Origin of the sequence: Clostridium polyendosporum (genome assembly GCF_018332455.1) — a bacterium.
Taxonomy (GTDB): domain Bacteria; phylum Bacillota; class Clostridia; order Clostridiales; family Clostridiaceae; genus Clostridium_AY; species Clostridium_AY polyendosporum.
In genome coordinates, this window is record NZ_BOPZ01000041.1 from 1 (window position 1) to 23,689 (window position 23,689).

The window sequence follows — 23,689 nt, forward strand, 5'->3', positions numbered from 1 at the left end:
TTACCGCTTGGCGACATCCCAATATGGGGTGAACGATGGGATTTGAACCCACGACAACCAGAGCCACAATCTGGTGCTCTACCAACTGAACTACGTCCACCATGTTTGGTGCATCATCAGGGATTCGAACCCGGGACACCCTGATTAAGAGTCAGGTGCTCTACCGACTGAGCTAATGATGCATATGGTGTGTCTTAAGGGATTCGAACCCCTGGCCTACGGCTTAGAAGGCCGTTGCTCTATCCAGCTGAGCTAAAGACACATATTCAAGCGACAGTGTTTATTTTACTAAATCTAAATTCTTTTGTCAAGAACTTTTTTTTAGTGGAGCGGGTGAAGGGAATCGAACCCTCGTAGCTAGCTTGGAAGGCTAGAGCTCTACCATTGAGCTACACCCGCAAGTGGTCGGGGTGACAGGGATTGAACCTGCGACCTCATGGTCCCAAACCACGCGCGCTCCCATCTGCGCCACACCCCGATTTGTTTGCCTTATCGCCAGCATCTCGCGGCGACAAAGATTATTCTACACGATGTTACTTTATACGTCAATACTTTTAAAAAAAAAAATTAATACAAACAAAAAAGCTCTGAAGGCTGATTATTACTAGCTTGTAGAGGATTTTTTATAAAAAACCTTTTAATGTTTTAAAATTAAAATAAGTTTAAATTTTCAGATAAATACAAAATTCCATCCTATATATAGGAATATCAGTTATTAATTTACATAACAAACTATGTAATCCTGTTTAAATTTAGTCTATGTTAATAAAATGCAGCTTGAATTAAGTTAGATAATTACTTAACAACAAGCTGCCTTCCTATACTTTTCTTAATAGTTTTTAGACTAGAATACTTATATATTTAATAAAACTGATCAGGCTCGATGCCTATTAACTTTTATTTTTCATGAATTGCTTAAGGATTAAAGTTATTTATCTTTACATTATTGTTATTGAACCTCACACCATTAAAGTAGCGTGATTCTTAGGTAATCTCTCCTATTGGAAAGAAATTTACTAAGCCATCCCTCTAGTTCCTAGAGTTCTATATAATTTTTTATTATACGCTTAATATTCTCAATCCTTCATTTAATATATTGATGCTGGCATTATAATCCCTATATTTATATTTCGACTAAATATGGATACAATGGCTTTCCTTCTTCTATTTCTATAAAAGCAATACTCCTGCTGGTCATCCTAGGAAGAGATGGACTTCCCGGATTTATAATCCATACATTGTTCTGTTCAACTACAACAGATTGATGAGTATGTCCGAAAAGAGCTGCATCTACTCCTAACTCTTGTGCTCTAAAATACAGTGAAGTCAAGTCATACTTAACTCCATATTTATCACCATGAGTTATAAAGAGCTTTTTACCTAAAATCTCAATAATCTTCTCTCTCAAATAAATACCTGAAAAATCACAGTTTCCTTTTACACCATGAATCTGTCCATGGAAATTCTCTGTTAAATATTCTAAATCTACAATATTATCACCTAGATGAATTAATATATCAGCTCTTTTAATAAGCTTTTTTACTTTATTCATATATTCCTTTATACCATGAGTATCACTTACCACAGCTACTAGCATTTTTATTCCTCCACTGTATCAAATATCTTATTAAGCTCCTTCTTTAACATATCTAAAGCCTTACCCCTATGACTAATAGAGTTCTTTTCTTCTGCACTCATCTCTGCAAAAGTTTTATCAAACTCAGGTACAAAGAAAAGAGGATCGTAACCAAAACCTTCAGATCCACTAAGAACTTCAGTTATGTATCCATTTACTTTTCCTTCAACCTTAATTTCTTCTCCTGTAGAAGTTATAAGCACAACAGAGCATACAAAACTAGCCTTTCTATCTTTAAATGCTATTCCCTGAAGATTTCTTAAGAGCTTTTCATTATTTTTCTTTGAGTTACCATGTTCTCCAGCATACCTTGCAGAGTAAACTCCTGGTTCCCCATTTAAATATTCAACCTCAAGTCCAGAATCATCTGCCATAACCATAAAGTTTTGCTGACCCTTATTTTTAAGGTAATTTGATATCTCACTAGCCTTTTTATATGAATTTTCCATAAAGGTTTCTCTGTCTTCATCTACATCTATGAATATCCCAGCTTCCTTTAATGAAGTAATTTCCAAAGGGAAGTCTAATAAAATTTGTTTTATCTCCTGTATCTTATGTTCATTATTACTTGCAACTATAAGTTTTCTCAATCTACTCCCCTCCTGTTCCTATCCAAAGACAATCTATCTTTAAAACATCCTTTTGTGCTTGAATTACTTGTTTTACTCCTTTTTCACCTAAAGTTAAAAGTTCATCTAACTCTCTTCTACTAAATGGACTTTCCTCTCCAGTGCCCTGAAGTTCAATAAACTCACCTTTATCAGTCATTATTACATTCATATCTACTTTCGCTTTAGAATCTTCCTCATAACAAAGATCAAGAATCTTCTCGTTATTTACAATACCTACACTTATAGCACCAACAAAACTTCTAATAGGAAATACCTTAAAAGATTGTTCCTTATGTAACCTATTTATTGCATCAACTAAGGCAACAAAAGCTCCAGAAATAGACGCCGTTCTTGTTCCTCCATCAGCTTGCATTACATCACAATCAATCCATATAGTTTTCTCACCTAAAGCTTTTAAGTCTACCACAGATCTCAAGGCTCTTCCTATTAATCTTTGTATCTCCATTGTTCTCCCATCTATTTTTAGTTTTGATATGTCTCTTGGTTTTCTAGTGTGAGTAGATCTTGGTAACATATTATATTCAGCCGTAATCCATCCTTCACCTGATCCTTTTAAAAAAGGGGGAACCTTATCTTCAATTGATGCATTACATATAATCTTTGTATCTCCAACCTCTATTAATACAGACCCTTCCGCATATTTCGTATAATTTCTTGTAAGTTTTACAGGTCTTATTTGGTCATTTTTTCTTCCACCTATTCTCATTATTCCAGCCTCCATAAAAAAATATGACTAATCTAGTTTGCCATACACTTCACTTTAAAAAGTTATACTCTTATCTGTTCTATTAACATTTATTATCTAAAGATACATAACTTCAATCCTTAAACAGTTCATGAAAACAGTCTCGACATTCAATACTTTTTCTAAACTTCTTAATTCAATATGAACTTGTATATCATAAATTGTAAATTTAGTTATGAAGTTATGTATCTAGAATCATAAATTAATATTAAATAGTTCATCCCTCTCTGGTGGAGGTACAATCTCTTTTTTCCCTTTTCTAACTAATATTCCTTTTTCTTTTGTAATATTTCCAATAATTTTCGCATTAATACCTTTTTCCATTAACAGTTTAACCAGAGCCTCACCATCTTTAGTAGATATAAGCATGCTTCCTGAAGATATGAGCTTCAATGGATCAATCTTTAACTGTGAGCAAACTTTTTGGGTTACCTCTTTCACAGGCATATTTTCTTCATAAACTTCAAAGCCTAGCCCTGAAGCTTTAACCATTTCCCACAATGCACCTAGAACGCCACCTTCAGTGATGTCATGCATTGAATTAACTCCGAATTTACCTGCTATATTTCCTTCTTTTATAACACTTATTTCACTAATTAAATTTTCAGCTTCACTAATTTCTTCTTTTGTTAATACACTCTCAAATAGCCCTCTATAATCATTAACTAATATATTCGTACCTTCTATAGCTAAGTACTTTGTTACAACTAAATCATCACCAATCTGCGCCCCTTTAGTTGAAACAGCCTTTCCTACAATGGCTTTTCCAAGGACAGTGCAGGATAAAACCATTTGATTTACAGCTCTTGTTACCTCAGTATGTCCTCCTAAAATTTCAACATTAATTTTTGAAGTTTCTTCATCAATTTGCTTCATTACATTATTTATTTCTTCAAGAGTAGTCCCCTCTGGTGCTAATATAGTTACAAGTATCCCAAGAGGTTCTACTCCACATGAAGCTACATCATTACAGTTAATATGTACAGCAAGTCTACCTAGATTCTTAGAAGCACCGGTTATTGGGTCAGTAGAAATAACACATTCATAATCCCCAAAGTTTATAACCGCACAATCCTCCCCAATACCATTTCTAACTCTTACATCTTCACGCTTTATAGTTTTATTATTATTTATGACAGCTTTTAAATCATCCCAATTTAACTTTCCTGATTTCATAAATATTCTCCTTTATTAATGACTCATGTAATTTTTTTCTATTCATCTCATATTATTAATATAAGGATTATTTTTATGAGGTGAATGTATTGAGATACATTGGTTCTTTTTTCAGAATAAACAGCTTAACGCCAAAAGAAATTGAAAGTCAACTTTTCTTTCTATCGAGAGAGGCAGTAAAACATATAGTATTAAAATCTAGATGTGGTTTGATAGCCTCCATGAAAAATTCTAAAAAATGTCTTTCTAACAATGATATTAACATATTAAAGGATTTTTCTCCACTTTTATGTATTTATAGAAAGGGTCACCCTAAATTTACTTCTTCAAAACATCATCATGGTTGGGATGAAGATGGAATAAAAAAGGAAGTAACGCCTTCAAGTAATGCCTTTATGACATTATGTATTTTAGAATTGACATCATATTATGATAAATTTAAAGAAATAAACGGGAACATATACGCTCTTTCTAACATATACAAAAGTCTTGCCAAACTTCAGCTTGAATTTTACTCATCTCATTTAAGAAATACAGAAGGATTCTTTGTAGATAAAAAAAATACTTTTGAAGGCAATGCAGATTTTAATTTTGTTGATAAGGATAAAAAGTTTAAGTTTTCTGATCAGGCATTTATGATGGTAGCATACTATCTTTACTGGAGTTTGTGCCCAGAAGATCCTGAACGAGAGATGTTTAAAACATTTTCAATGGATATATTAAATATGTTCTTAAATTGTAAGGATGAGATTTATAATCTCTCTTTTGAAGAATGTTGTAAAATATGTCTAGCCTTTAACTGCTTTTATAGTTATTCCTTAAATAATGATGCAAAACTATATATTACTGATATTTCTGATTTTTTAATTGATAAGTATGAACAAAAAAATTACTTGATAGGAGGAATTGACTATTCATGTCTATTAGCAATTAATCTACTTCTATCATATAAACACAATGGAATCCAAACATTTAAAGACAATTTTATAGAAATTAGTGAAAAACATAAAAACCTTTATAATGAAGAAATTGGCATATTCATAAAACCTATGGAGAAAAAGGAAGTTAAATATGAACTCCTAGAAATAAATAATTATCTCTTAAATATGCTTTTTTATGAAGAAATTGTTGATTCATCACGTGATGTAAAAATTATGCTTTCAACTCTTTATAAACAATTTTATATTAACCCCGGAATAGTACTCTGTTGGCCTGAGGCACCTTCATTAGATAACGAGGAAAGATATAAAAACCTTACATTAAAATCTGAAGATTTAATTGAAGAGTCTATGTTTAGAATGCCTAATGCTCCAACACCTGAAGGAACTGGTACAGCACCTACTTTTATAAAAAGTGTTACTTACTCTAGGAAAAAAGATATCTTTTCATCATCGAAAACCACCTTTGATAGTTCAAAAAACTTTCTAAGTTTTTATTTAATAATATTCCTTTTAAAAGAAAATATAATGAATTGCCTTTTCTGCGAAAGAATTAACGAAACTGAGGATGAAATTGTTGATAATAACTAATAGAAGTTATATTGAATGGAAAGAGCATGCATTAATACTGCATGCTCTTTAACTTTAAAATAAGTAGCTATAAACTTATAATAAATTCAATTAATTATCTAAATCTAACAGTTCCAAATTCTTTAGAACTAAAACACCATCCGCATCAAATGTAAGGTATTTTATCTTATCTGATTTACAGCACACTATGTTATCAAAATATAAAGGAAATAAATAATTATTATCTTTTATTAAATTAAGTGCTTTGTTTGTAAACTCTTCTCTTTCTTTACTTTCCTTAGAATTATTAATTTTATTAATTAACTCTTCAAATTCCGTATCTGTAGAATTAAGATCAAAGTTATCTTTATACCACTGACTTACAAAATCACTAAGAGTATTCTTAGAAATCATAAAATCTCTTAAAAGCATATCATACTGCTTGTTTTTTATTACAGAATCATATTCTGCTGATGAATATAATTTATATCTGATGTTTATGTTGTTGTTTTCGGTCAACTTTTTAACAATTAACCCACAAATAATCCTATTTTCTTCATTATTTTTCCCAACTAATAATAATGGTTCATTTTTATAGCCTGCTTTATTTAACAATCTGCTAACTTCTTGTATTGTTTCTTTCTTCTTAACCTCATAGGTTCTTTCACTGGTAAATGATGAATTTGAGGAATTATCTTTTCTTATCATTTCTCCCATCGCAACCTCTACTGAATTATTTTTTACTAATGGAGAATCAATAATTTCCCACATTAAACCTATTTCTATCGCTTTTCTAAAATCCGAGTTTGAAACAGTTTTATTATTATAATTCATTTGGATTAGTTTAGTGCTATTTGAAGGTATTAGCTCTACTTTATTTTTCTCACTTAATCTATTTACTTCGCTTAATGGTACTCCAACTATTATATCTACACTTTGATCAGCTTCAAAAGCAGCAAGGGCTAATTCCGAACCTGTAAATATTCTTAATATAATTCTCTGTGGAGTTTCTACTTTTTTATTATAATATTTTTCATTAAGTTTTAACTCTATTTCCTTATTTGTATCAACTCTTACTATTTTGTAAGCACCCGAATACTCTATACTGCCAAAATCTTTTTCATAGCTATCTAAAATATTATTGAAGTTTCTTAACCTAAATACAGCCTTGCTTAACTTATGAAGAAATTCATCATCTTTTCTATTCATCCTAATTTTTAAAGTATTTTTATCTACTTTAGTTATAGCAACATTTTTATTAAAATCATTCTTACCGTCATGATAAGATTGTATACCATAAATTGAATAAAGCTCTTTAACATAATCCTCATTGTTTTTTGGATTGGTTATATCCTCAAAAAATCTTATAAAATCATCAACAGTAATTTTATTTCCACTGCTCCAAAAAATATCATCTCTTAATTTAAAAACATACTCTAATCCATCATTGCTAACCTTCCAACTTTCAGCTAAAGCAGGTATTACTTCACCATTTTCATTTAATTCTACAAGTCCATCAAATAATGAATATATCAAATCCTTATCTCTTGGTGAAAAAGTTGTAGAGACATTTAAGCTAGCAGGAAACTTATCTATAGAATATACTATATAATCTTTTTTATTTAGAGATTTTTCAGAAGATACATCAAAACATCCTGCAATAGAAAGAGATATGCATAAAAAAACAATTAGGTAAAATTTCTTCTTCATACCCAACTTCTCCTTTGTATGGTAAGTTACTTAAATTATCCCCATGTTATTCTAAAAATAATCATTTCAGATTGGCAGATATCTATAAAATTGTAGTTTCTTATACTTTAGATTTTCATTATACATCCTTTTCATCCATAACTGTTTTTTTATAAAATGAAAGTTATCCTCTAAAACAACTCGTGGTTCAAACAATTTCCACTGATTTAATTTATATACTTCTGCTTGAAAAACTCCTGTAGTAATATAGAAAGCTTTATCTGCCCCTAAAGTTTCTGCAAGATTCGAAAATTTATTATAATCTTCTTTAAATACTACTAATGTCTTATGAAATTTTAAAAATACTACTTCTCTTTTTCCTATAAGTTTGATTTCTAATTCCAACTTATCTTTGATTATTATTTCATATTGTATTCCATATTTCCAACACTGTTTTGTAAGTATCTCAAAAACCATGTCTATTTGTATTTTTTTTAACTTTAAAATTGCTTTGTCTATCATGCATTTGTGAAATTTGTAATATAGAACATCTAACAGATACAATACAGCCTCCATAAATACTTAATTTCACTACATTATATGTGATTGATTGATAAGCTATGTTTTAAACAAATTTCATTTTGTAAAATAGCGCCAAATGAAAAAGCAGATGGCTAAAACTTACCATCTGCTTTTTCTCTTTATTATATATAGATATACAATTTTATAACTCAATTTACAATTTTACACAAAATATTAATGCTAAAACTATTTTATAAAATCTATTAAAGACTAAAATAGTATATCTTTAATTATCTCTTAGCAACTTCTTCTGCAACAAGTGTATTAACTATTTGAGGGTTTGCCTGACCTTTTGTTACTTTCATAACTTGACCTACTGCAAAACCTAAAATCTTCGTCTTACCTTCTTTAAACTGTTGTATAACTTGTGGGTTCTCATCTAAAACCTTGTTTACAGCAGCTCTTATAGCACCTTCATCATTATTTTGCTTTAATCCTTTTTCTTCAACTATAACCTTAGGATTATTTCCACTTTCAAACATAATCTCCACGACTTGTTTACCTATAGCTGAAGAAATAGTACCGTCTTTTATTAAAGCTATTAAATCTGCTAAATCTTGTGGGGTAAACTTAAGAGCCTCTATCCAGGTTCCCTTATCATTCATAAGTCTTGAGATATCACCCATTAACCAGTTTGACGCAGCCTTTGGATCACCTGAAAGCTTTGCAGCTTCATCATAGAAGTCTGACATTGACATAGTTAAAGTTAAAACATGGGCATCATACTTTGGTATTCCATATTCTTTTATGAATCTCTCAGCCTTTTCATGAGGAAGTTCAGGAATGGTCTTTTCTATATCCTCTATCCACTGATCAGAAATATTTAATGTTACTAAATCTCCTTCAGGGAAGTATCTATAGTCATTTGCTTGTTCCTTACTTCTCATAAGTACAGTTACTTCATTTTGTTCATCCCATCTTCTTGTTTCAACAAAAAGTTGTTCTCCATTTTCAACAGCTTTCACTTGTCTATCATACTCATATCTTAAAGCCTTTTCAAGAGCTTTAAAGGAGTTCATATTCTTAATCTCAGTTCTTATACCAAATTTTTCTGTTCCCTTAGGTCTTACTGAGATATTAGCATCACATCTTAAAGAACCTTCTTCCATCTTACAGTCAGAAATACCAGCAGAGCTTAATATACTTCTAAGCTTTGTAAGATAAGCAGTTGCTTCTTCTGGAGTTCTAAGATCTGGTGCTGAAACTATCTCTGCAAGAGGTACTCCCGCTCTGTTGTAGTCGACTAAGGAACCAGACTTTGTATGTAGAAGTTTACCAGCATCCTCTTCTATGTGAATTCTTTCAACTCCTATTCTCTTTTCTTCTCCATTTTCAAGTTCTATATCAATATATCCATTTCTACAAAGTGGAAGTTCGTCCTGAGTTATTTGGTAGTTCTTTGGACAGTCTGGGTAGAAGTAATTTTTTCTATCCATTCTTCCTATCTTTGTTATTTCGCAATCTAATGCTAATCCAGCCTTTATTGCAAGTTCAACAACTTTTTTATTTAGTTGCGGAAGAGACCCTGGAAGTCCCATACAAATTGGACAAACATGAGTGTTTGGCTGTCCTCCGAATTCAGTTGTACATCCACAATATATCTTAGTATTTGTTAAAAGTTCTGCATGAACCTCTAAACCTATCACTGCTTCAAATTCCATGTATTTTCACTCCTTACCTCTTATAGTTGTGGAAGCTTTTTGTGCCAATCTGTTGATTGCTCAAAGCTATAAGCTAAGTTAAATAGTAAGTCTTCTCTGAAATAGTTACCCATTAATTGTAATCCAACAGGAAGACCATTAGCCATTCCGCAAGGAACTGAAATAGCAGGTATTCCAGCAATGTTAACTGGCACGGTATATATGTCTGAAAGATACATTTCTAATACGTTATCTGTCTTTTCACCAATCTTGAAGGCTGGGGTTGGGGATGTTGGTGATATTATAGCATCAACTTCCTTAAATACTCTATCAAAATCTCCCTTTATAAGGTTTCTAACCTTTAATGCCTTCTTATAATATGCATCATAATATCCAGCTGATAGTGCATATGTACCAAGCATTATTCTTCTCTTAACTTCTGTTCCAAAGCCTTCACTTCTTGACTTAATATAAACATCTACAGCATCAGCATAGTTTTCTGATCTGTATCCATATCTTATTCCATCAAATCTAGCAAGGTTTGATGATGCTTCTGCACAAGCAACTATATAGTAAGTTGCAAGAGAATAATCTGTCAATGGAAGAGAAACTTCCTTTATTTCTGCTCCATTCTCTTTAAATACCTTTAGTGCTTCCTCTACGGCTTTCTTTACATTTGTATCTAATCCGTCTCCAAAAAACTCTTTGGGTATACCTATTTTCTTTCCTCTAACATCAGTTGTTAAACCATTAAAGTAATCTTGTACTGGAGTATCTACAGTAGTAAAATCTCTATGGTCAACACCAGCTATAGCTTGAGTTATTAGTGCACAGTCCTTAACATCTTTTCCAAAGGTTCCAACTTGGTCAAGAGTTGAACCAAAAGCGACAACTCCACTTCTTGAAACTCTTCCATAAGTTGGTTTAAGACCTACAACCCCACAGAAAGAAGCTGGCTGTCTAACAGAACCACCAGTTTCAGTACCTAGAGTTAGCGGTGCTTCCATTGCTGCAACAGCTATTGCAGATCCACCAGATGAACCTCCTGGAACTCTTTCTAAATCCCATGGGTTTCTCCCTAATTTATATGCACTATTCTCTGTTGATGAACCCATTGCAAATTCATCCATATTAAGCTTACCTAATATAACACCATCCGCATTTTTAACATTCTCTGCTACTGTAGCATCATAAGGAGATATGTACCCTTGAAGAATTTTTGAAGCACAGGTATTTTGCATACCTTTAACACTTATGTTGTCCTTTATCCCTACTGGCACTCCTCCTAGAAGACCAAGAGATTCTCCCTTAGCTACCTTTCCGTCAAGTTCCTTAGCTTTTGAAAGTGCTTCTTCCTTAGCTACGTAAAGAAATGCTCCAAGCTTCTCATCAACAGCTTCAATTCTATTTAAATGCGCTTCAGTTACTTCTTCAACTGAAGCTTCTTTTTTTTCTATAAGACTCTTAAGCTCATGTGCTTTAAGCTTAGTTAATTCCATAATTCACCCTCCAATCTTACTGCTCTATAACATTAGGCACTAAAACATAATCTTCAAGCTTTTGAGGAGCGTTAGCAAGAACATCCTCAAGAGGCATTGACTTTTGAACTTCATCTTCTCTAAATTTATTTTCAATATAGTATGGATTTACGATTATATCCACATCTTCAGTGTCTAACTCACTTAACTTATCCACATAATTAAGAACCTGATTTAAGTCACCTATAAATCTTTCTTTTTCACTCTCACTAAAACTTAATCTAGCAAGTTCAGCTACGTATTCTACGTCTTTCTTGGTAACTGACATATATGAACCCTCGCTTTCAATTCTTATTATAAAAATAAACTAGAATACATTTTACCACAAAACTCATTATTTTACATACATGGTTAAAAAAAATAATGAACCAATGGCAATAATCATACATATTATTGAATACGCCACCCTTCTTTCTCCATTTTCATAGAAAAAGAATTTTATTCCCCATAAAATCATGGTTACTGCTAATCCAATTTGTATAGGATTATAAGAGTTAAAAATTTTATTACCATATATAAAATGATACGTTGTTAATAAAGTTAAAATAACAGCAATACATGTTACTAATCCTGATAACAAACTCAAAATATTAATTAGTTTTTTCATTCTTATCCCCCTATCAAATCTTCAAATTCTTCTTCTGATAGAACAGGTACTCCTAGCTCTAAAGCTTTATTATACTTTGATCCTGCCTCTTCCCCTACTATTACATAATGAGTCTTTTTACTTACACTGCCTGAAACCTTTGCTCCTAGGGTCTCAAGTTTTTCTTTGATTTCACTTCTGCTATATTTCTTCAGTGTTCCTGTAACAACAACCGTCTTTCCTTCAAATAAATTTTCCTTAACAGCAACTTCTTCATATCTCGGGAAAACTCCTAAATCTAAAAGTTCTTTAATTGTAGTATTAATCTTTTCTTCTTTAAAGAATTCTATAATACTTGTTGCGACAATTCCACCAACATCAGGAACCTCAATAAGTTCTTCATATGTAGCCTTCTGAAGATTTTCAAGGGTTTTAAATCTTTTAACTAAATCCTTTGCTGTCTTTACGCCTACATTAGGTATGCCTAAGGCATATATAAAGGAATGTAGTTCACAATTTTTACTTTTCTCTACAGCATCTAACAGGTTTTGTGCCTTTTTATCTCCAAATTTATCTAATTTTATAAGTTCTTCCTTATTAAGCTTATAAAGGTCTGATATAGACTTTATATCAAGCTTTTCAAAAAGTTGTTCTGCAGTTCTTTCTGAAAAACCTTCAATATTCATAGCTTCCCTAGCTGCATAGTGTACTATAGCTTTAACCATCTGAGGTTTACAGGACAACGTATTTTCACAGAAATAATGGGCACCATCTAAAATGATATGGCTTCCACAAGCAGGACATGTAGCTGGTGGAATTATTTCCTCACTTTCTTCTAAAGAATTCTCAACTACCCCCATTATCTCAGGAATAACATCATTTGATCTTCTTACAAAAACCTCTGCTCCAACTCTTACACCTTTTCTCTTAATATCATCCAAGTTATTTAATGTAGCTCTTTTTACAGTAACTCCTGCTAACTCTACAGGCTCAAGTATAGCTGTTGGACTGACTCTTCCACTTCTTCCTACGTTCCATTCTACCTGAATCAGCTTTGTAGTAGCTTCTTGAGCTTCAAACTTAAAAGCTATTGACCATTTAGGAAATTTCACTGTATATCCCATAAGTTCTCTAGTTCTCATATCATTTATAGCAACTACTACACCATCAATATCATAATTTAAATCAAATCTGGTACTCTTAATATACTCTATTTCCTTTTCTATTTCCTCAACATCATGACATACCTTAACATAATCATCCATTGGAAATCCTTTTTCTTTTATAAATGATAACATTTCTTCATAGTTTTCAAATTGATATCCTTCCTTATAACCTATATCATAAAAAAAGGCCGATAACTTTCTCTTTGCTGTTTCTCTTACATTGAGATTTCTTAAAGCTCCAGCGGCTCCATTTCTAAGATTTTTAAGAGGCACTTCAGCAGTTTTATTGTATTCCTCAAAAGCCTCTTTAGTCATTATTGCCTCTCCATGAATTTCGAAAACATCATTAGCATCTATTTTTAAAGGAAGGCTCTTTATGGTCTTAGTTTGAGCAGTAACATCTTCACCTACTTCTCCAGTACCTCTCGTGGCAGCCTTTATCAATATTCCATTCTCATCATATGTACAGTTTAGAGTTAGTCCATCAAACTTCTTTGTAATTATATACTTAACAGGAGGAAGCCTATTTTCAGAAACTCTGTTATGATCTTCTATAAATCTTAAATTTTTATGATGCCATTCTTTAAGTTCCTCAAGACTTTGAGCTTTATCTAAACTCCAAAGCTTAGCCCTATGGGTATACTTTGAAAATTCAGGAAGTATAACATCTCCTATTCTTTGACTTGGTGAATAAGGAAGTACATATCCTGTTTCTCTTTCTAAAATAACTAGTTCATCATACTTTGAATCATATTCCTTATCTGATATGGAATGACTTCCCAATGAATAATATTCATATGCATATCTATTAAGCTCTTCAACTAAAATTTCTATTCTTCTTTTCTTATCCATCACTACACCTCCAATGAAAAAAGAGGAAATTATTTTACCTATATTATGTATTATGCCATAAAATGTTCCATTAAATAATACTTTATTCATTTTAATTTGCATTCAATCTAATAAGGCATGCAGGTTTATGCTGCACGCCTATTAAAGATATACAACTTAGTTTAAATTCAGTTATAAAGTTGTATATCCTAAGTTATAGAAGTTCTAAAGGAGCAAAGCTTAAAAGCAATGTCTTAATTCCATTACTATCAAAAGCAATAGTTAATTTTACATCACTGCCTTCATTAATAGATTTTATGATAGTTCCAACCCCAAACTTAGGATGTTTTACCTTTCTACCCATAGTTGCTTCTGAAGATGTAAGTATCTTGCTTGAACTTCCTTCAAGGATTTCCTTTAATTTTTTCGTTACTTCCATTTGACTTTCTGTATTAGTGCTTTTTGAAGGATATGTTGGAGCATAGCTGTTTCTTAAGCTATGAGGATTTCTTCTCTGGGATGCAGCGTACGCATTTCCTTTACCTGCTCCATTGCTTGATGAACTTGATGAACCCATTAACGAATTTCTTGTAGAAAGGCCGGATCCTCCTCCTTTTACATATTCCTTAAGCGTTGCAGGAATCTCTGCTATAAAATCTGATTGAGGATATGCCATTGTTCTTCCAAATACTCTTCTTACTTCAGCAGAGGTCATATATAAAACCTCTTTAGCTCTTGTTATTCCAACATAACAAAGTCTTCTTGATTCTTCCATTTCATCTTCTGAATCAAAGGACGCTTGACCTGGGAATATTCCGTTCTCCATTCCTACCATAAATACCACAGGGAACTCCAATCCCTTTGCTGAGTGTATTGTCATAAGCACCACTGAATTTGCTTCCTGATCCATATTATCTACATCCTGTACTAATGCTACTTTTTCAAGGAAAGCTGAAAGAGACTTATCTTCTTCCCCACCTTTTTCAAATTCTACAGCTGCTGAAACGAGTTCCTTTAGGTTTTCCACTCTGCTTAAGTCTTCAGGTTCCTTTGAATCCTTAAGTTCTTTCATATATCCGGTCTTATCTAGTATATATTCAATTAACATAGAAACAGAGAGCTGTTCACTCATCATCATAAAGTCTTCCATAAGATCAGTAAACTTCTTAATAGATGTAATATTTCTTGCTGTAAGAGTAGATATATTTTCTACATCTAATAAGGAATTATATAAAGAATCCTCATACTCATTAGCAAATTCTATAACCTTATTTACAGTAGTATCTCCAATATTTCTTTTAGGAACATTAACTATTCTTCTTAAACTTATAGAATCAGTAGGATTGTTAATTACTTTCAAGTAAGCCAATATGTCCTTAATTTCTTTTCTATCATAAAATTTAAGTCCTCCTATGATTCTATAAGGAATATCTCTTTTTATAAAACAATCTTCAAATATACGAGACTGAGCATTTGTTCTATATAAAATAGCAAAATCTTTAAAGCTTTTTCCCTCTGTTTCCATAAGTCTCTTAATCTCTGAAACCACAAACTGTCCTTCATCTGTGTCAGAATACGCTCTATAAATTTTTATTTTATCTCCACTCTCAGCTTCTGTTCTTAATGCTTTGCTTTTTCTATTGCTATTAAGTACTATAACCTTATTTGCAGCATCAAGAATATTCGCCTTTGATCTGTAGTTTTGTTCAAGCTTTACAACCTTAGCACCTGGATAATCCTTCTCAAAATCAAGGATATTTCTTATATCTGCACCCCTCCATGCATAGATACATTGGTCATCATCCCCCACCACACATATGTTCTTATATTTAGATGCTAGGAGTTTAACAAATTCATACTGACATCTATTTGTATCTTGGTACTCATCTATCATTATGTATTTAAACTTATTTTGGTAGAACTCTAAAACCTCAGAATTTTTCTTAAAAAGTTCCACTGTCTTAAATATTAAGTCATCAAAATCTAGTGCATTATTATCCTTAAGCTTTTTCTGATAAAGTACATAAGCATCAGCAATCTTATTGCCCTTAAAATCATTTTCATATTCTCTTTTGTATTGAGCTGAAGCTATCATGTTATCTTTAGCTTTTCCTATCTTTGACATAATCTCTTGCTCTGTTATTTCTTTGTCATTTATATTAAGTTCTTTCATGCATTCTTTTACAAGTGCCTTCTGATCATAAGTGTCATAGATTGTAAAATCCTTCTTATATCCTAACTTATCAATCTCTCTTCTTAAAATCTTTACGCAAGAGGAGTGGAAAGTTGATATCCACATGCTATCTGCCTTGTCTCCAATAAGAGCTTTCACTCTTTCTCTCATTTCTTGAGATGCTTTATTAGTAAAAGTTATTGCTAAAATATTATACGGTTGAATTCCCATCTCACCTAGCATATATGCAATCCTATAGGTTAACACTCTGGTCTTACCTGATCCTGCACCTGCTAATATAAGTACCTGACCATCTACAGTAGTTGCAGCTTCATACTGCTCTTTATTTAATAACTTTTTTAAGTCCATTAGATCACTCCTTAAAATATTAAAAGAGGAACCTCGATTCCTCTTCATTATCTTAATTAACTATTGATATTATATCATAATAAATTAATTTTCAAGTTACTTATATCAATACTTTAATATATTTTACAAATCATAAAAAGCCGTCTAATTTTTTAAGTATTCTATAAATAGATTTACCATTAATATCCTGGAATAAACGAACAAAATTTGGATACATTAAATAAAGATACAATCTCTATTATACACTTTTTTTAAATTATATAATCAAAAGTTTATATAATTTAAATATTTTATTTCTATATACGAACACTTCATCTGAATTTAACTTAAATTCAGACTATTGAAGCAAAAAAATAATCAGCAGCAAGTTTTTCTCCAACTGCTGCTGATTAAGCTTTAAAACGAATAAAAAACGCAACCCTTGGGGCTAGGTTGCGTTTCAGCAATAAGCAATAAATAAAAAGGGGGCTATTTATTCCTTCTATTTATCCTTGCAGAACCATTATATTAAATTAGTATAAAAAACGCAAGGGATTTTGAACAAAATATTGTAAACAATATATTACTATGAATAGAAAAGTTTCATATTTAAAAATCAGTTCTAACCTTGTATTAACATGCCTAATTCTTCTTCAGTAAGTTCTCTATATTCACCTTCTTGTAAGCTTTCATCTAAATCAAGTTTTCCAAACCTAATTCTTCTTAAATAAACTACCTTCTTCCCTTGAGCTTCAAACATTCTTTTAACCTGATGGTATTTTCCTTCTTGAACTGTTACATAAACTTTTGATCCATCTTCTGTAGCTTCGAGTATCTCTAACTTTGCACTCATACATTTATAACCATCATCTAATAATACACCTGCTTCAAAGGCCTTTACATCTTTTTCATCCACTGATTTATCAATTTCTGCATAATAAACCTTATCTACATGCCATTTTGGAGAAATAAGCTTATGATTTAGCTCTCCATCGTTAGTTATTAGTAATAGCCCTACAGTATCCTTATCTAACCTTCCTACTGGAAAGGGATCAAATACTTGATGTTCTGGATATAAAAGATCTATCACTGTTTCATCATAATTATCAACAGTTGCAGAAACTACACCAGCTGGTTTATTCATCATAAGATATATATTTTTTCTATATACAACTTCTTCACCATTTACTAATATCTTAACTTTTTCTGGCTCAAGCTGCATTCCATTATCCTTAACAATCTTTCCATCAACTTGAACTATACCCTTCTTAACCATAGCTTTTATTTCTTTTCTTGAACCATAGCCAAGATTTGAAAGAACTTTATCTAATCTTTCCAATAATAACACTCCTTCACATTTATAAAAAATCAAAACCTATTATACAGTATTTTTTGTTTATACGAAATAAAATAAACATTATTTATGATGTTTATGAAATTCCTCAAAAATTAATAAAGCTAAGCAGGCATCGAGCCTACTCAGCTTTAGTCAGATTTCATTTTGTAGAATGTCAGCAAATAAAAAATTTTAGCTTCACCGCATTCCTCTATACAATAATATTTTCTATATAATTATTCTTCTACAACAACTTCAACTATGTCGTAATCTTCATATGCTACTTTTTTATAATAACTCTTTGCCAAAGCTAGAAGTCTTATCTTTCCTTCAGTAAAAGGAATAAATGAATAATAATTTTTTCTACTGTAGCTCTGGACAACTCTCCAGTTACCTTTTTCCATAATATAAAACTCATAACACACTTCTCTACCACCATAACTTTCTACAGTAAAAGTTATTTCATCATTAATCTTACAGTTTGTCTTATTACATATGATTTTTGTTCCTGTAACTGGTGGTGCTTCATGTATATAAACCTTTACGTCCTTCTTACTATCGAAACCTTCTTTACATTTAATGTTTTTTGCATACATTTCCACCACATATTTTCCTGCTCTTTTTGGCTTAAAGATAAATCTCTTATTAGGAATAAAATCTGTTTCCTCTACCGTATGTCCATCTATCTGAATTACATATTTAATAAAAATATTTTGCGTGTTTTGAGTAATAACTTCAAGCTCTACCTCATCATCTACAAGATAATATTCTTTAGATTGGACAAGGACATAATCAATCACACCCTCTACATATTCCTTAACGTCGAAGTAGAGAAATTGATGACTATCATACTCCTTATCAGAATACTTATCCTTAACCTTAATCTCCAACTCATATTCACCTTTGATTTCTGGTGTAAAGTTAACCCAATTTGAATTACCATATGGGACCTTTTCCTTTTCTTTTTTATCTTTATAAACAACAAAGCTATACTTTAGATCTGTTCCACCTTCTGCTATCACTTTTATATTTATAGGATCATTTATAATATAGTTTCTATCTTTATCTGCAACTATATCAGTTATTTTAACTGGCTTTTGATTTTTTTTCTCGATAACATACTCTATACTTCTTTTATCTTCATATTCACCTTCAAAAGAATCATCTTTAACCCATACTGTTATCTTGTATTGGTCTGCATGTTTACATTCCCAAATATAACTATTTGACCTTATATATCCGGAATCTTCTCCATAATTTCCGTCTATTCTAAACCTATAAAGAAGGTTTTTGCCACCTTCAACCACACTCTTAATTAATACGGTACTTCCTTCCATTTGAGGAGAACTAAGATCTGTAGTAAATGTTTTGATATTTACAGGATAATATGGTTGAACTTCATAAACCATTAATGCTCTATCATCATACTCTTTAGCAGAATACATATCTCTTGCTAAACATAAAAGTTTAAACGTTCCTTTTTCCTTTTCTATAAAGTTTACCATTGTCTTTGAAGAATAATCTTGAAGACAGCACGCCTTTCCATCTGGACCAAATTTCACAAACTTATATAATATTGTCCTTGAGTCATCAAATTTTGCTTCAACCTGAAATATAAGTTCCTCTCCAATTAATAGGTCCTTTGTAAGACATTTGAAATCAATTATTTCAAGTTTTTCAACTCCTTTTACCGTAAAATCCACAGTCTTAAAATCATCAAAATTATTATTGGATTCCGGTACCTTACATTCAACTAGTATTTCATGCTTACCCTCTTCTCTAGCAGTAAAGATTAGTTTATTTTCAATAGTATAATCTTTTATTAATTGCCATCCATCCTTACTACTAATCCAATACCTATACATTGCAGGAATTCGTGTAGTTTCTACTTGAACAGTTATCTTTTCTCCTAGATTTAAATCTTTTTTATCTATATAAACTTCATTAATTAAGCTTTGTTCTACAGTACCTACAAAAAAGTCTTGCATAGTCTTATAATCAAAAGGTTTTTGTGAATCCTTAACTTTAGCTTGTACCATTATTAAATATTTTCCGTCTATTTTAGGGGTCCAAGTGCAGTAATTTTTTAGGCCAAAATCCTTTAACACCTTCCATACTCCATCTAAACCAACTAAAAACTTATATAAAAGTCCTTCTTCTGTATTATTAATTACTGTTATTTTTATCTTATCATTTCTCTCTTGAGGACTTTTTTTGTCAAAGGTTAATAATATTTCATCCATGCATTATCAGCCCCTCTTGTTTATTGTTTTCCGCATTCGATTACTAAATTTATTATACTATTGCTACCATTAAATGTAAAACATATTGATAAATAATTCTGTAAAATTATAGGTTATTAATAAAAAAGAAGCTTACTTTTATCTAAGCTTCTTTTTTATCTTTTTTAATAAGTTCTATTAAATTATGATATAGTCTTTTGTCATCTTCTTCGCTTCTCTTTTTATGACTACCTGTCTTTCCACCAGCTCTCCTTATTTTCTGAGAGATGTGCCTTTCAAAAAGTAATCTGTCTATATTTTTATCATCATAAATAAATCCCCTAGGATTAATAGCATAGCAGCCCTTTCCTAATACCATAGCTGCAACTCCATAATCCTGAGTAACAATAATATCTCCTTTTAAAGCATTATTTATTATATACATATCAACACTTTGAAATCCACCCTCCACACATATTACTTTACTGTAATCCGATTGGATAAAGTGTGAATAGTCACAGTAAATAACCACTTCAACATTATTATTCTTAGCTGCTTTTTCTATATAAGCTTTTCCAGGGCATCCATCACCGTCAACGATTATTTTCATCTTCTCATCTCTACTTTCTATATATACTTTAGCAGTATTTTATATTATATATTATATACGATAAATAACAATAAAATAAATCTGAGCAGGCATCGAGCATACTCAGATTGAGTCAGATTTCACATCGTGAAATGACAGCAAATAAAAGAGGGAATTCGACTACTGTCGAATTCCTTCTAAATATTAATCTTAATTGTTAATTTTTTATTCTTAATTAATTAAAGTCTTTTTTCAAGCTCTGCCTTAATATCTTCAAAACCTGGCTTTCCAAGTAAAGCAAACATATTCTTCTTGTAAGCTTCAACACCTGGTTGATCAAATGGGTTAACACCTAATAAATATCCGCTAATACCACAAGCTTTTTCAAAGAAGTAAGCCATTTGTCCGAAGTAGTAAGCAGTAAGTTCTGGAACATTTACTATTAAGTTTGGAACTCCTCCATCATTATGAGCTAATACTGTTCCTTGGAATGCCTTATTATTTACAAAGTCCACAGTTTTTCCAGTTAAGAAGTTTAATCCATCTACATTTTCTTCACTGTGTTCTATAGTAATTTCTCTTCTAGCCTTTTCAACATTAACTACAGTTTCAAATATATTTCTTAATCCATCTTGAACATATTGTCCCATTGAGTGAAGATCAGTTGAGAAATCAACAGCTGCTGGGAATATTCCTTTATTGTCTTTTCCTTCTGATTCTCCATATAATTGCTTCCACCATTCATTGAAGTAGTGTAGTGATGGTTCATAGTTAACTAATAATTCTATAGTCTTTCCTTTATTGTAAAGTGCATTTCTAACAGCTGCATACTTGTAACAATCATTATCTTTTAATGAAGGAACTGAATAAGCTTCTCTAGCATCAGCAGCACCTTGCATCATTTCTTCTATATTTATTCCTGCAGCAGCTATTGGAAGTAATCCAACTGGAGTAAGAACAGAGAATCTTCCTCCAACATCATCTGGAATTACAAAAGTTTCATATCCTTCTGTATCTGCAAGTGATTTTAATGCACCTCTTGCAGCATCAGTTGTAGCAAATATTCTTTCCTTTGCTCCTTCTTTTCCATATTTCTTTTCCATGTAATCCTTAAAGATTCTGAAAGCTATAGCTGGCTCAGTTGTTGTACCTGATTTAGAAATAACGTTTACGCTTATATCCATTCCCTCTATAGTTTCTAAAAGATCAGCAATATATGTTGAACTTATGTTATGTCCAACGAAAAATATAGCTGGTGACTTTCTCTTATCTTTGCTTAATGTATTGTGAAAATTATGAGTTAACATTTCTATAGCAGCTCTTGCTCCTAAGTACGAACCACCTATTCCAATAACTATAAGTGCATCAGAGTTGCTTCTTATCTTTTCTGCAGCCTTCTCAATTCTTTCAAATTCATTCTTGTCATAATTTACTGGTAGATCTACCCATCCTAAAAAGTCTGATCCAGCTCCTGTCTTGTTATGAAGTTTGTCGTGTGCTGAAACAACCATTTCTTCCATATAGTTTACTTCATGTTCATTTAAAAATGATGCAACTTTTGATAGGTCTAGTGTTAATCCCTTTTTCATTTTTATACCTCCGTTATTTTGTAGATTAATAATAATTTATCTATGATAATTGTTTAATTTAAAACTTTAGAAAAAGTTTAAATTAATACTATCTTGCAAAATTTATTTATTAGGTGGTATACTCATATATTGAGATATAAAAAGTATTAGTATTTTGACTTGTACCTCAATTTAAATCTCTTTTAATATTATACCACATTGAAATATATTTAGTAATATGTGTGATGAAAACTTTAACATTTTTGTCTAAAAACATCTTATTTACTATTAAATTGCGATAATCTCTTACATAAAAATAACTTATTTTTATGCTTAGTGCATCACTTGTCCACCAGTTATGTTAACTGACTGACCTGTTAAATAGTGTGCATTTTCTGATGCATAGAAAGTTATTACATCTGCAACATCCTTAAAAGCGCAACCTCTCTTTAATGGAACCTTATCAATATAAACTTGCTTTACTTCTGATTCTTTTATTCCTAACTTTACAGCATATTGTGGTAGAAGACTTTCAAACATATCAGAATCTAGTAAATTACCAAGCATCATTGAGTTTACTCTTATATTGTGTTCTGCTAAATCTAGTGCAAGACTTTGAGTTAATCCTACACCTGCAAATTTTGCAGCAGAATATCCTGTATTATGCTTACTACCAACCTTTCCAGACTTTGAATTTATCTGAATTATAGATCCTTCAATACCTTGATCTATCATTACTCTTGATACTTCTCTTGCACATAAGAAATATCCTGTAAGGTTTACGTTTACTATCCAATTAAATGTATCTAACTGGAATTCAGTTATTTTACTGCTCTTTGCAACACCTGCATTGTAAACAAGTACATCTATTCTTCCAAGTTCCTCTACTACTTTATTAACCATATCTTTAACTTGTTGTTCGTTAGTTGCATCTGCTGATATAGCAATACTTTTCTTGTTTGTAGTTTCAATAATTTCTTTAGAAACCTTTGACGCATTATCATAATTTATATCAACAACTGCTACATCATATCCTTCTCCTGCTAAATGTTTTGAAAGGTACTCTCCTAAGCTTCTTCCTCCACCTACAACTAAAGCTACCTTTGACATATTATAATCCTCCTTTAAAACCTTACTTAATATTTATTTTCTTTATTATAATTTTGATTTGTTATATTAAATATTGGATACTTTAATTACGAATTACTTTAATTATTGAGCCTTCATTTAATGGCACAACTTCTTTTTTTTCTAGGTAAAGTGTACCTGCAATACTTGCATCTGTTTCTCCACTAAACTTATAAGTTATGTGTCCTAAATCTCTTAGATTATCATTAACTAAACTACCCACCCCTGTTATTAGGTATTGTTGTCCATCTATCTGTAGAATGTCATTTACCTCTATATAATCTACAAGATTGTTCTCATCATGAATAAAGCAGTAATCTACCAGTTCTTGTGGGGCATTGTCTTTAAATGTTATAAACATATTGTGTTCCAAAAAACCTTCAGCTAAATCACCAACACCTGTTATAACAGTTCTATATATTGTGCTCATAATAAGCTCCTTTCTTTTAGAATTTAAATTATTTATATAATCCAAAGCTTGCTAACCAAGCTATGATCACTGTTGGAGCTCCTGTTAGAAATCTTGAATATAACACAGAAGGTACTCCTACCTGAACAGTATCTGGTTCTGCTTCTGCTAATCCAAGTCCAACAGG

General features: G+C 31.4%; 19 protein-coding genes, 5 tRNA genes and 1 pseudogene. 1 reads left to right on the forward strand and 24 read right to left on the reverse strand.

Features of this window, described 5'->3' with window-relative positions:
- Positions 1-24 precede the first annotated feature (24 nt).
- The 9 genes from CPJCM30710_RS16110 to CPJCM30710_RS16150 form a co-directional block, all read right to left on the reverse strand.
- Positions 25-100, reverse strand: a tRNA-His gene (locus CPJCM30710_RS16110).
- A gap of 6 nt (positions 101-106) precedes the next feature.
- Positions 107-182: transfer RNA gene (locus tag CPJCM30710_RS16115), tRNA-Lys, on the reverse strand.
- A gap of 3 nt (positions 183-185) precedes the next feature.
- Positions 186-262, reverse strand: a tRNA-Arg gene (locus tag CPJCM30710_RS16120).
- Between the two features lie 63 nt (positions 263-325).
- Positions 326-399, reverse strand: a tRNA-Gly gene (locus CPJCM30710_RS16125).
- Between the two features lie 3 nt (positions 400-402).
- Positions 403-478, reverse strand: a tRNA-Pro gene (locus CPJCM30710_RS16130).
- A gap of 645 nt (positions 479-1,123) precedes the next feature.
- Positions 1,124-1,597 carry a metallophosphoesterase gene (locus tag CPJCM30710_RS16135; protein ID WP_212905186.1) on the reverse strand — a complete coding sequence of 158 codons (474 nt, stop codon included), beginning with the start codon at positions 1,595-1,597 and terminating at the stop codon, positions 1,124-1,126.
- A gap of 2 nt (positions 1,598-1,599) precedes the next feature.
- Entirely contained in the window at positions 1,600-2,226 is a 627-nt protein-coding gene (locus CPJCM30710_RS16140; protein WP_212905187.1) for an XTP/dITP diphosphatase, read from the reverse strand.
- Between the two features lies 1 nt (position 2,227).
- Complete coding sequence (rph, locus tag CPJCM30710_RS16145) at positions 2,228-2,974, reverse strand: ribonuclease PH (RefSeq protein ID WP_212905188.1); 747 nt, start codon at positions 2,972-2,974, stop codon at positions 2,228-2,230.
- A gap of 234 nt (positions 2,975-3,208) precedes the next feature.
- Positions 3,209-4,189, reverse strand: coding sequence for an AIR synthase family protein (locus CPJCM30710_RS16150; RefSeq protein WP_212905189.1), 981 nt, complete (start codon positions 4,187-4,189; stop codon positions 3,209-3,211).
- 89 nt (positions 4,190-4,278) lie between these two features.
- On the opposite strand from CPJCM30710_RS16150, the gene CPJCM30710_RS16155 reads away from it, so the two are divergent.
- Positions 4,279-5,718, forward strand: a complete 1,440-nt coding sequence (locus CPJCM30710_RS16155) for a hypothetical protein (protein ID WP_212905190.1) — start codon at positions 4,279-4,281, stop codon at positions 5,716-5,718.
- 90 nt (positions 5,719-5,808) lie between these two features.
- Here CPJCM30710_RS16155 and CPJCM30710_RS16160 read toward each other — a convergent pair whose 3' ends face one another.
- The 15 genes and pseudogenes from CPJCM30710_RS16160 to CPJCM30710_RS16230 all read right to left on the reverse strand — a co-directional run.
- On the reverse strand, positions 5,809-7,407 hold the full coding sequence (locus CPJCM30710_RS16160; protein WP_212905191.1) for a peptide ABC transporter substrate-binding protein: 1,599 nt from the start codon (positions 7,405-7,407) through the stop codon (positions 5,809-5,811).
- 66 nt (positions 7,408-7,473) lie between these two features.
- Entirely contained in the window at positions 7,474-7,950 is a 477-nt protein-coding gene (locus tag CPJCM30710_RS16165) for a hypothetical protein (protein WP_212905192.1), read from the reverse strand.
- A 248-nt stretch (positions 7,951-8,198) separates the two neighbouring features.
- On the reverse strand, positions 8,199-9,629 hold the full coding sequence (gatB, locus tag CPJCM30710_RS16170) for an Asp-tRNA(Asn)/Glu-tRNA(Gln) amidotransferase subunit GatB (protein ID WP_212905193.1): 1,431 nt from the start codon (positions 9,627-9,629) through the stop codon (positions 8,199-8,201).
- Between the two features lie 20 nt (positions 9,630-9,649).
- Complete coding sequence (gene gatA / locus CPJCM30710_RS16175) at positions 9,650-11,107, reverse strand: Asp-tRNA(Asn)/Glu-tRNA(Gln) amidotransferase subunit GatA (RefSeq protein ID WP_212905194.1); 1,458 nt, start codon at positions 11,105-11,107, stop codon at positions 9,650-9,652.
- Between the two features lie 16 nt (positions 11,108-11,123).
- The gene (gene gatC / locus CPJCM30710_RS16180; RefSeq protein WP_212905195.1) at positions 11,124-11,414 is read right to left on the reverse strand and encodes an Asp-tRNA(Asn)/Glu-tRNA(Gln) amidotransferase subunit GatC; all 291 of its coding nucleotides are present in this window, start codon (positions 11,412-11,414) and stop codon (positions 11,124-11,126) included.
- 66 nt (positions 11,415-11,480) lie between these two features.
- A complete protein-coding gene (locus CPJCM30710_RS16185) occupies positions 11,481-11,753 on the reverse strand; it encodes a hypothetical protein (protein WP_212905196.1) in 273 nt (90 codons plus the stop codon).
- Positions 11,754-11,755: 2 nt separating this feature from the next.
- The gene (ligA, locus tag CPJCM30710_RS16190; RefSeq protein WP_212905197.1) at positions 11,756-13,753 is read right to left on the reverse strand and encodes an NAD-dependent DNA ligase LigA; all 1,998 of its coding nucleotides are present in this window, start codon (positions 13,751-13,753) and stop codon (positions 11,756-11,758) included.
- Between the two features lie 190 nt (positions 13,754-13,943).
- Complete coding sequence (pcrA, locus tag CPJCM30710_RS16195) at positions 13,944-16,271, reverse strand: DNA helicase PcrA (protein WP_212905198.1); 2,328 nt, start codon at positions 16,269-16,271, stop codon at positions 13,944-13,946.
- A gap of 601 nt (positions 16,272-16,872) precedes the next feature.
- The gene (locus CPJCM30710_RS16200; protein WP_212905199.1) at positions 16,873-17,589 is read right to left on the reverse strand and encodes a pseudouridine synthase; all 717 of its coding nucleotides are present in this window, start codon (positions 17,587-17,589) and stop codon (positions 16,873-16,875) included.
- Between the two features lie 233 nt (positions 17,590-17,822).
- Complete coding sequence (locus tag CPJCM30710_RS16205; protein WP_212905200.1) at positions 17,823-19,829, reverse strand: triple tyrosine motif-containing protein; 2,007 nt, start codon at positions 19,827-19,829, stop codon at positions 17,823-17,825.
- Between the two features lie 142 nt (positions 19,830-19,971).
- Positions 19,972-20,418 (reverse strand): YaiI/YqxD family protein, encoded by a 447-nt coding sequence (locus CPJCM30710_RS16210; RefSeq protein WP_212905201.1) that lies wholly within the window; start codon positions 20,416-20,418, stop codon positions 19,972-19,974.
- Between the two features lie 218 nt (positions 20,419-20,636).
- Positions 20,637-21,986: a glucose-6-phosphate isomerase gene (locus tag CPJCM30710_RS16215; protein WP_212905202.1), complete on the reverse strand. Its 1,350-nt coding sequence runs from the start codon at positions 21,984-21,986 to the stop codon at positions 20,637-20,639.
- Between the two features lie 312 nt (positions 21,987-22,298).
- Positions 22,299-23,075: a sorbitol-6-phosphate dehydrogenase gene (gene srlD, locus CPJCM30710_RS16220; protein WP_212905203.1), complete on the reverse strand. Its 777-nt coding sequence runs from the start codon at positions 23,073-23,075 to the stop codon at positions 22,299-22,301.
- Between the two features lie 82 nt (positions 23,076-23,157).
- Positions 23,158-23,523, reverse strand: a complete 366-nt coding sequence (locus CPJCM30710_RS16225; RefSeq protein WP_212905204.1) for a PTS glucitol/sorbitol transporter subunit IIA — start codon at positions 23,521-23,523, stop codon at positions 23,158-23,160.
- A gap of 28 nt (positions 23,524-23,551) precedes the next feature.
- Positions 23,552-23,689 (reverse strand): annotated as a pseudogene (locus CPJCM30710_RS16230) (PTS sorbitol transporter subunit IIB); the annotation flags it as partial.

Bases quoted from the DNA above. Each gene is read 5' to 3' on its own strand.
- CPJCM30710_RS16225 (WP_212905204.1), bottom strand. From the start codon at position 23,523: ATGAGCACAATATATAGAACTGTTATAACAGGTGTTGGTGATTTAGCT.
- gatA (WP_212905194.1), bottom strand. From the start codon at position 11,107: ATGGAATTAACTAAGCTTAAAGCACATGAGCTTAAGAGTCTTATAGAA.
- CPJCM30710_RS16150 (WP_212905189.1), bottom strand. From the start codon at position 4,189: ATGAAATCAGGAAAGTTAAATTGGGATGATTTAAAAGCTGTCATAAAT.
- CPJCM30710_RS16160 (WP_212905191.1), bottom strand. From the start codon at position 7,407: ATGAAGAAGAAATTTTACCTAATTGTTTTTTTATGCATATCTCTTTCT.
- gatB (WP_212905193.1), bottom strand. From the start codon at position 9,629: ATGGAATTTGAAGCAGTGATAGGTTTAGAGGTTCATGCAGAACTTTTA.
- CPJCM30710_RS16215 (WP_212905202.1), bottom strand. From the start codon at position 21,986: ATGAAAAAGGGATTAACACTAGACCTATCAAAAGTTGCATCATTTTTA.
- srlD (WP_212905203.1), bottom strand. From the start codon at position 23,075: ATGTCAAAGGTAGCTTTAGTTGTAGGTGGAGGAAGAAGCTTAGGAGAG.
- CPJCM30710_RS16185 (WP_212905196.1), bottom strand. From the start codon at position 11,753: ATGAAAAAACTAATTAATATTTTGAGTTTGTTATCAGGATTAGTAACA.
- rph (WP_212905188.1), bottom strand. From the start codon at position 2,974: ATGAGAATAGGTGGAAGAAAAAATGACCAAATAAGACCTGTAAAACTT.
- CPJCM30710_RS16205 (WP_212905200.1), bottom strand. From the start codon at position 19,829: ATGGATGAAATATTATTAACCTTTGACAAAAAAAGTCCTCAAGAGAGA.
- CPJCM30710_RS16135 (WP_212905186.1), bottom strand. From the start codon at position 1,597: ATGCTAGTAGCTGTGGTAAGTGATACTCATGGTATAAAGGAATATATG.
- pcrA (WP_212905198.1), bottom strand. From the start codon at position 16,271: ATGGACTTAAAAAAGTTATTAAATAAAGAGCAGTATGAAGCTGCAACT.
- gatC (WP_212905195.1), bottom strand. From the start codon at position 11,414: ATGTCAGTTACCAAGAAAGACGTAGAATACGTAGCTGAACTTGCTAGA.
- CPJCM30710_RS16210 (WP_212905201.1), bottom strand. From the start codon at position 20,418: ATGAAAATAATCGTTGACGGTGATGGATGCCCTGGAAAAGCTTATATA.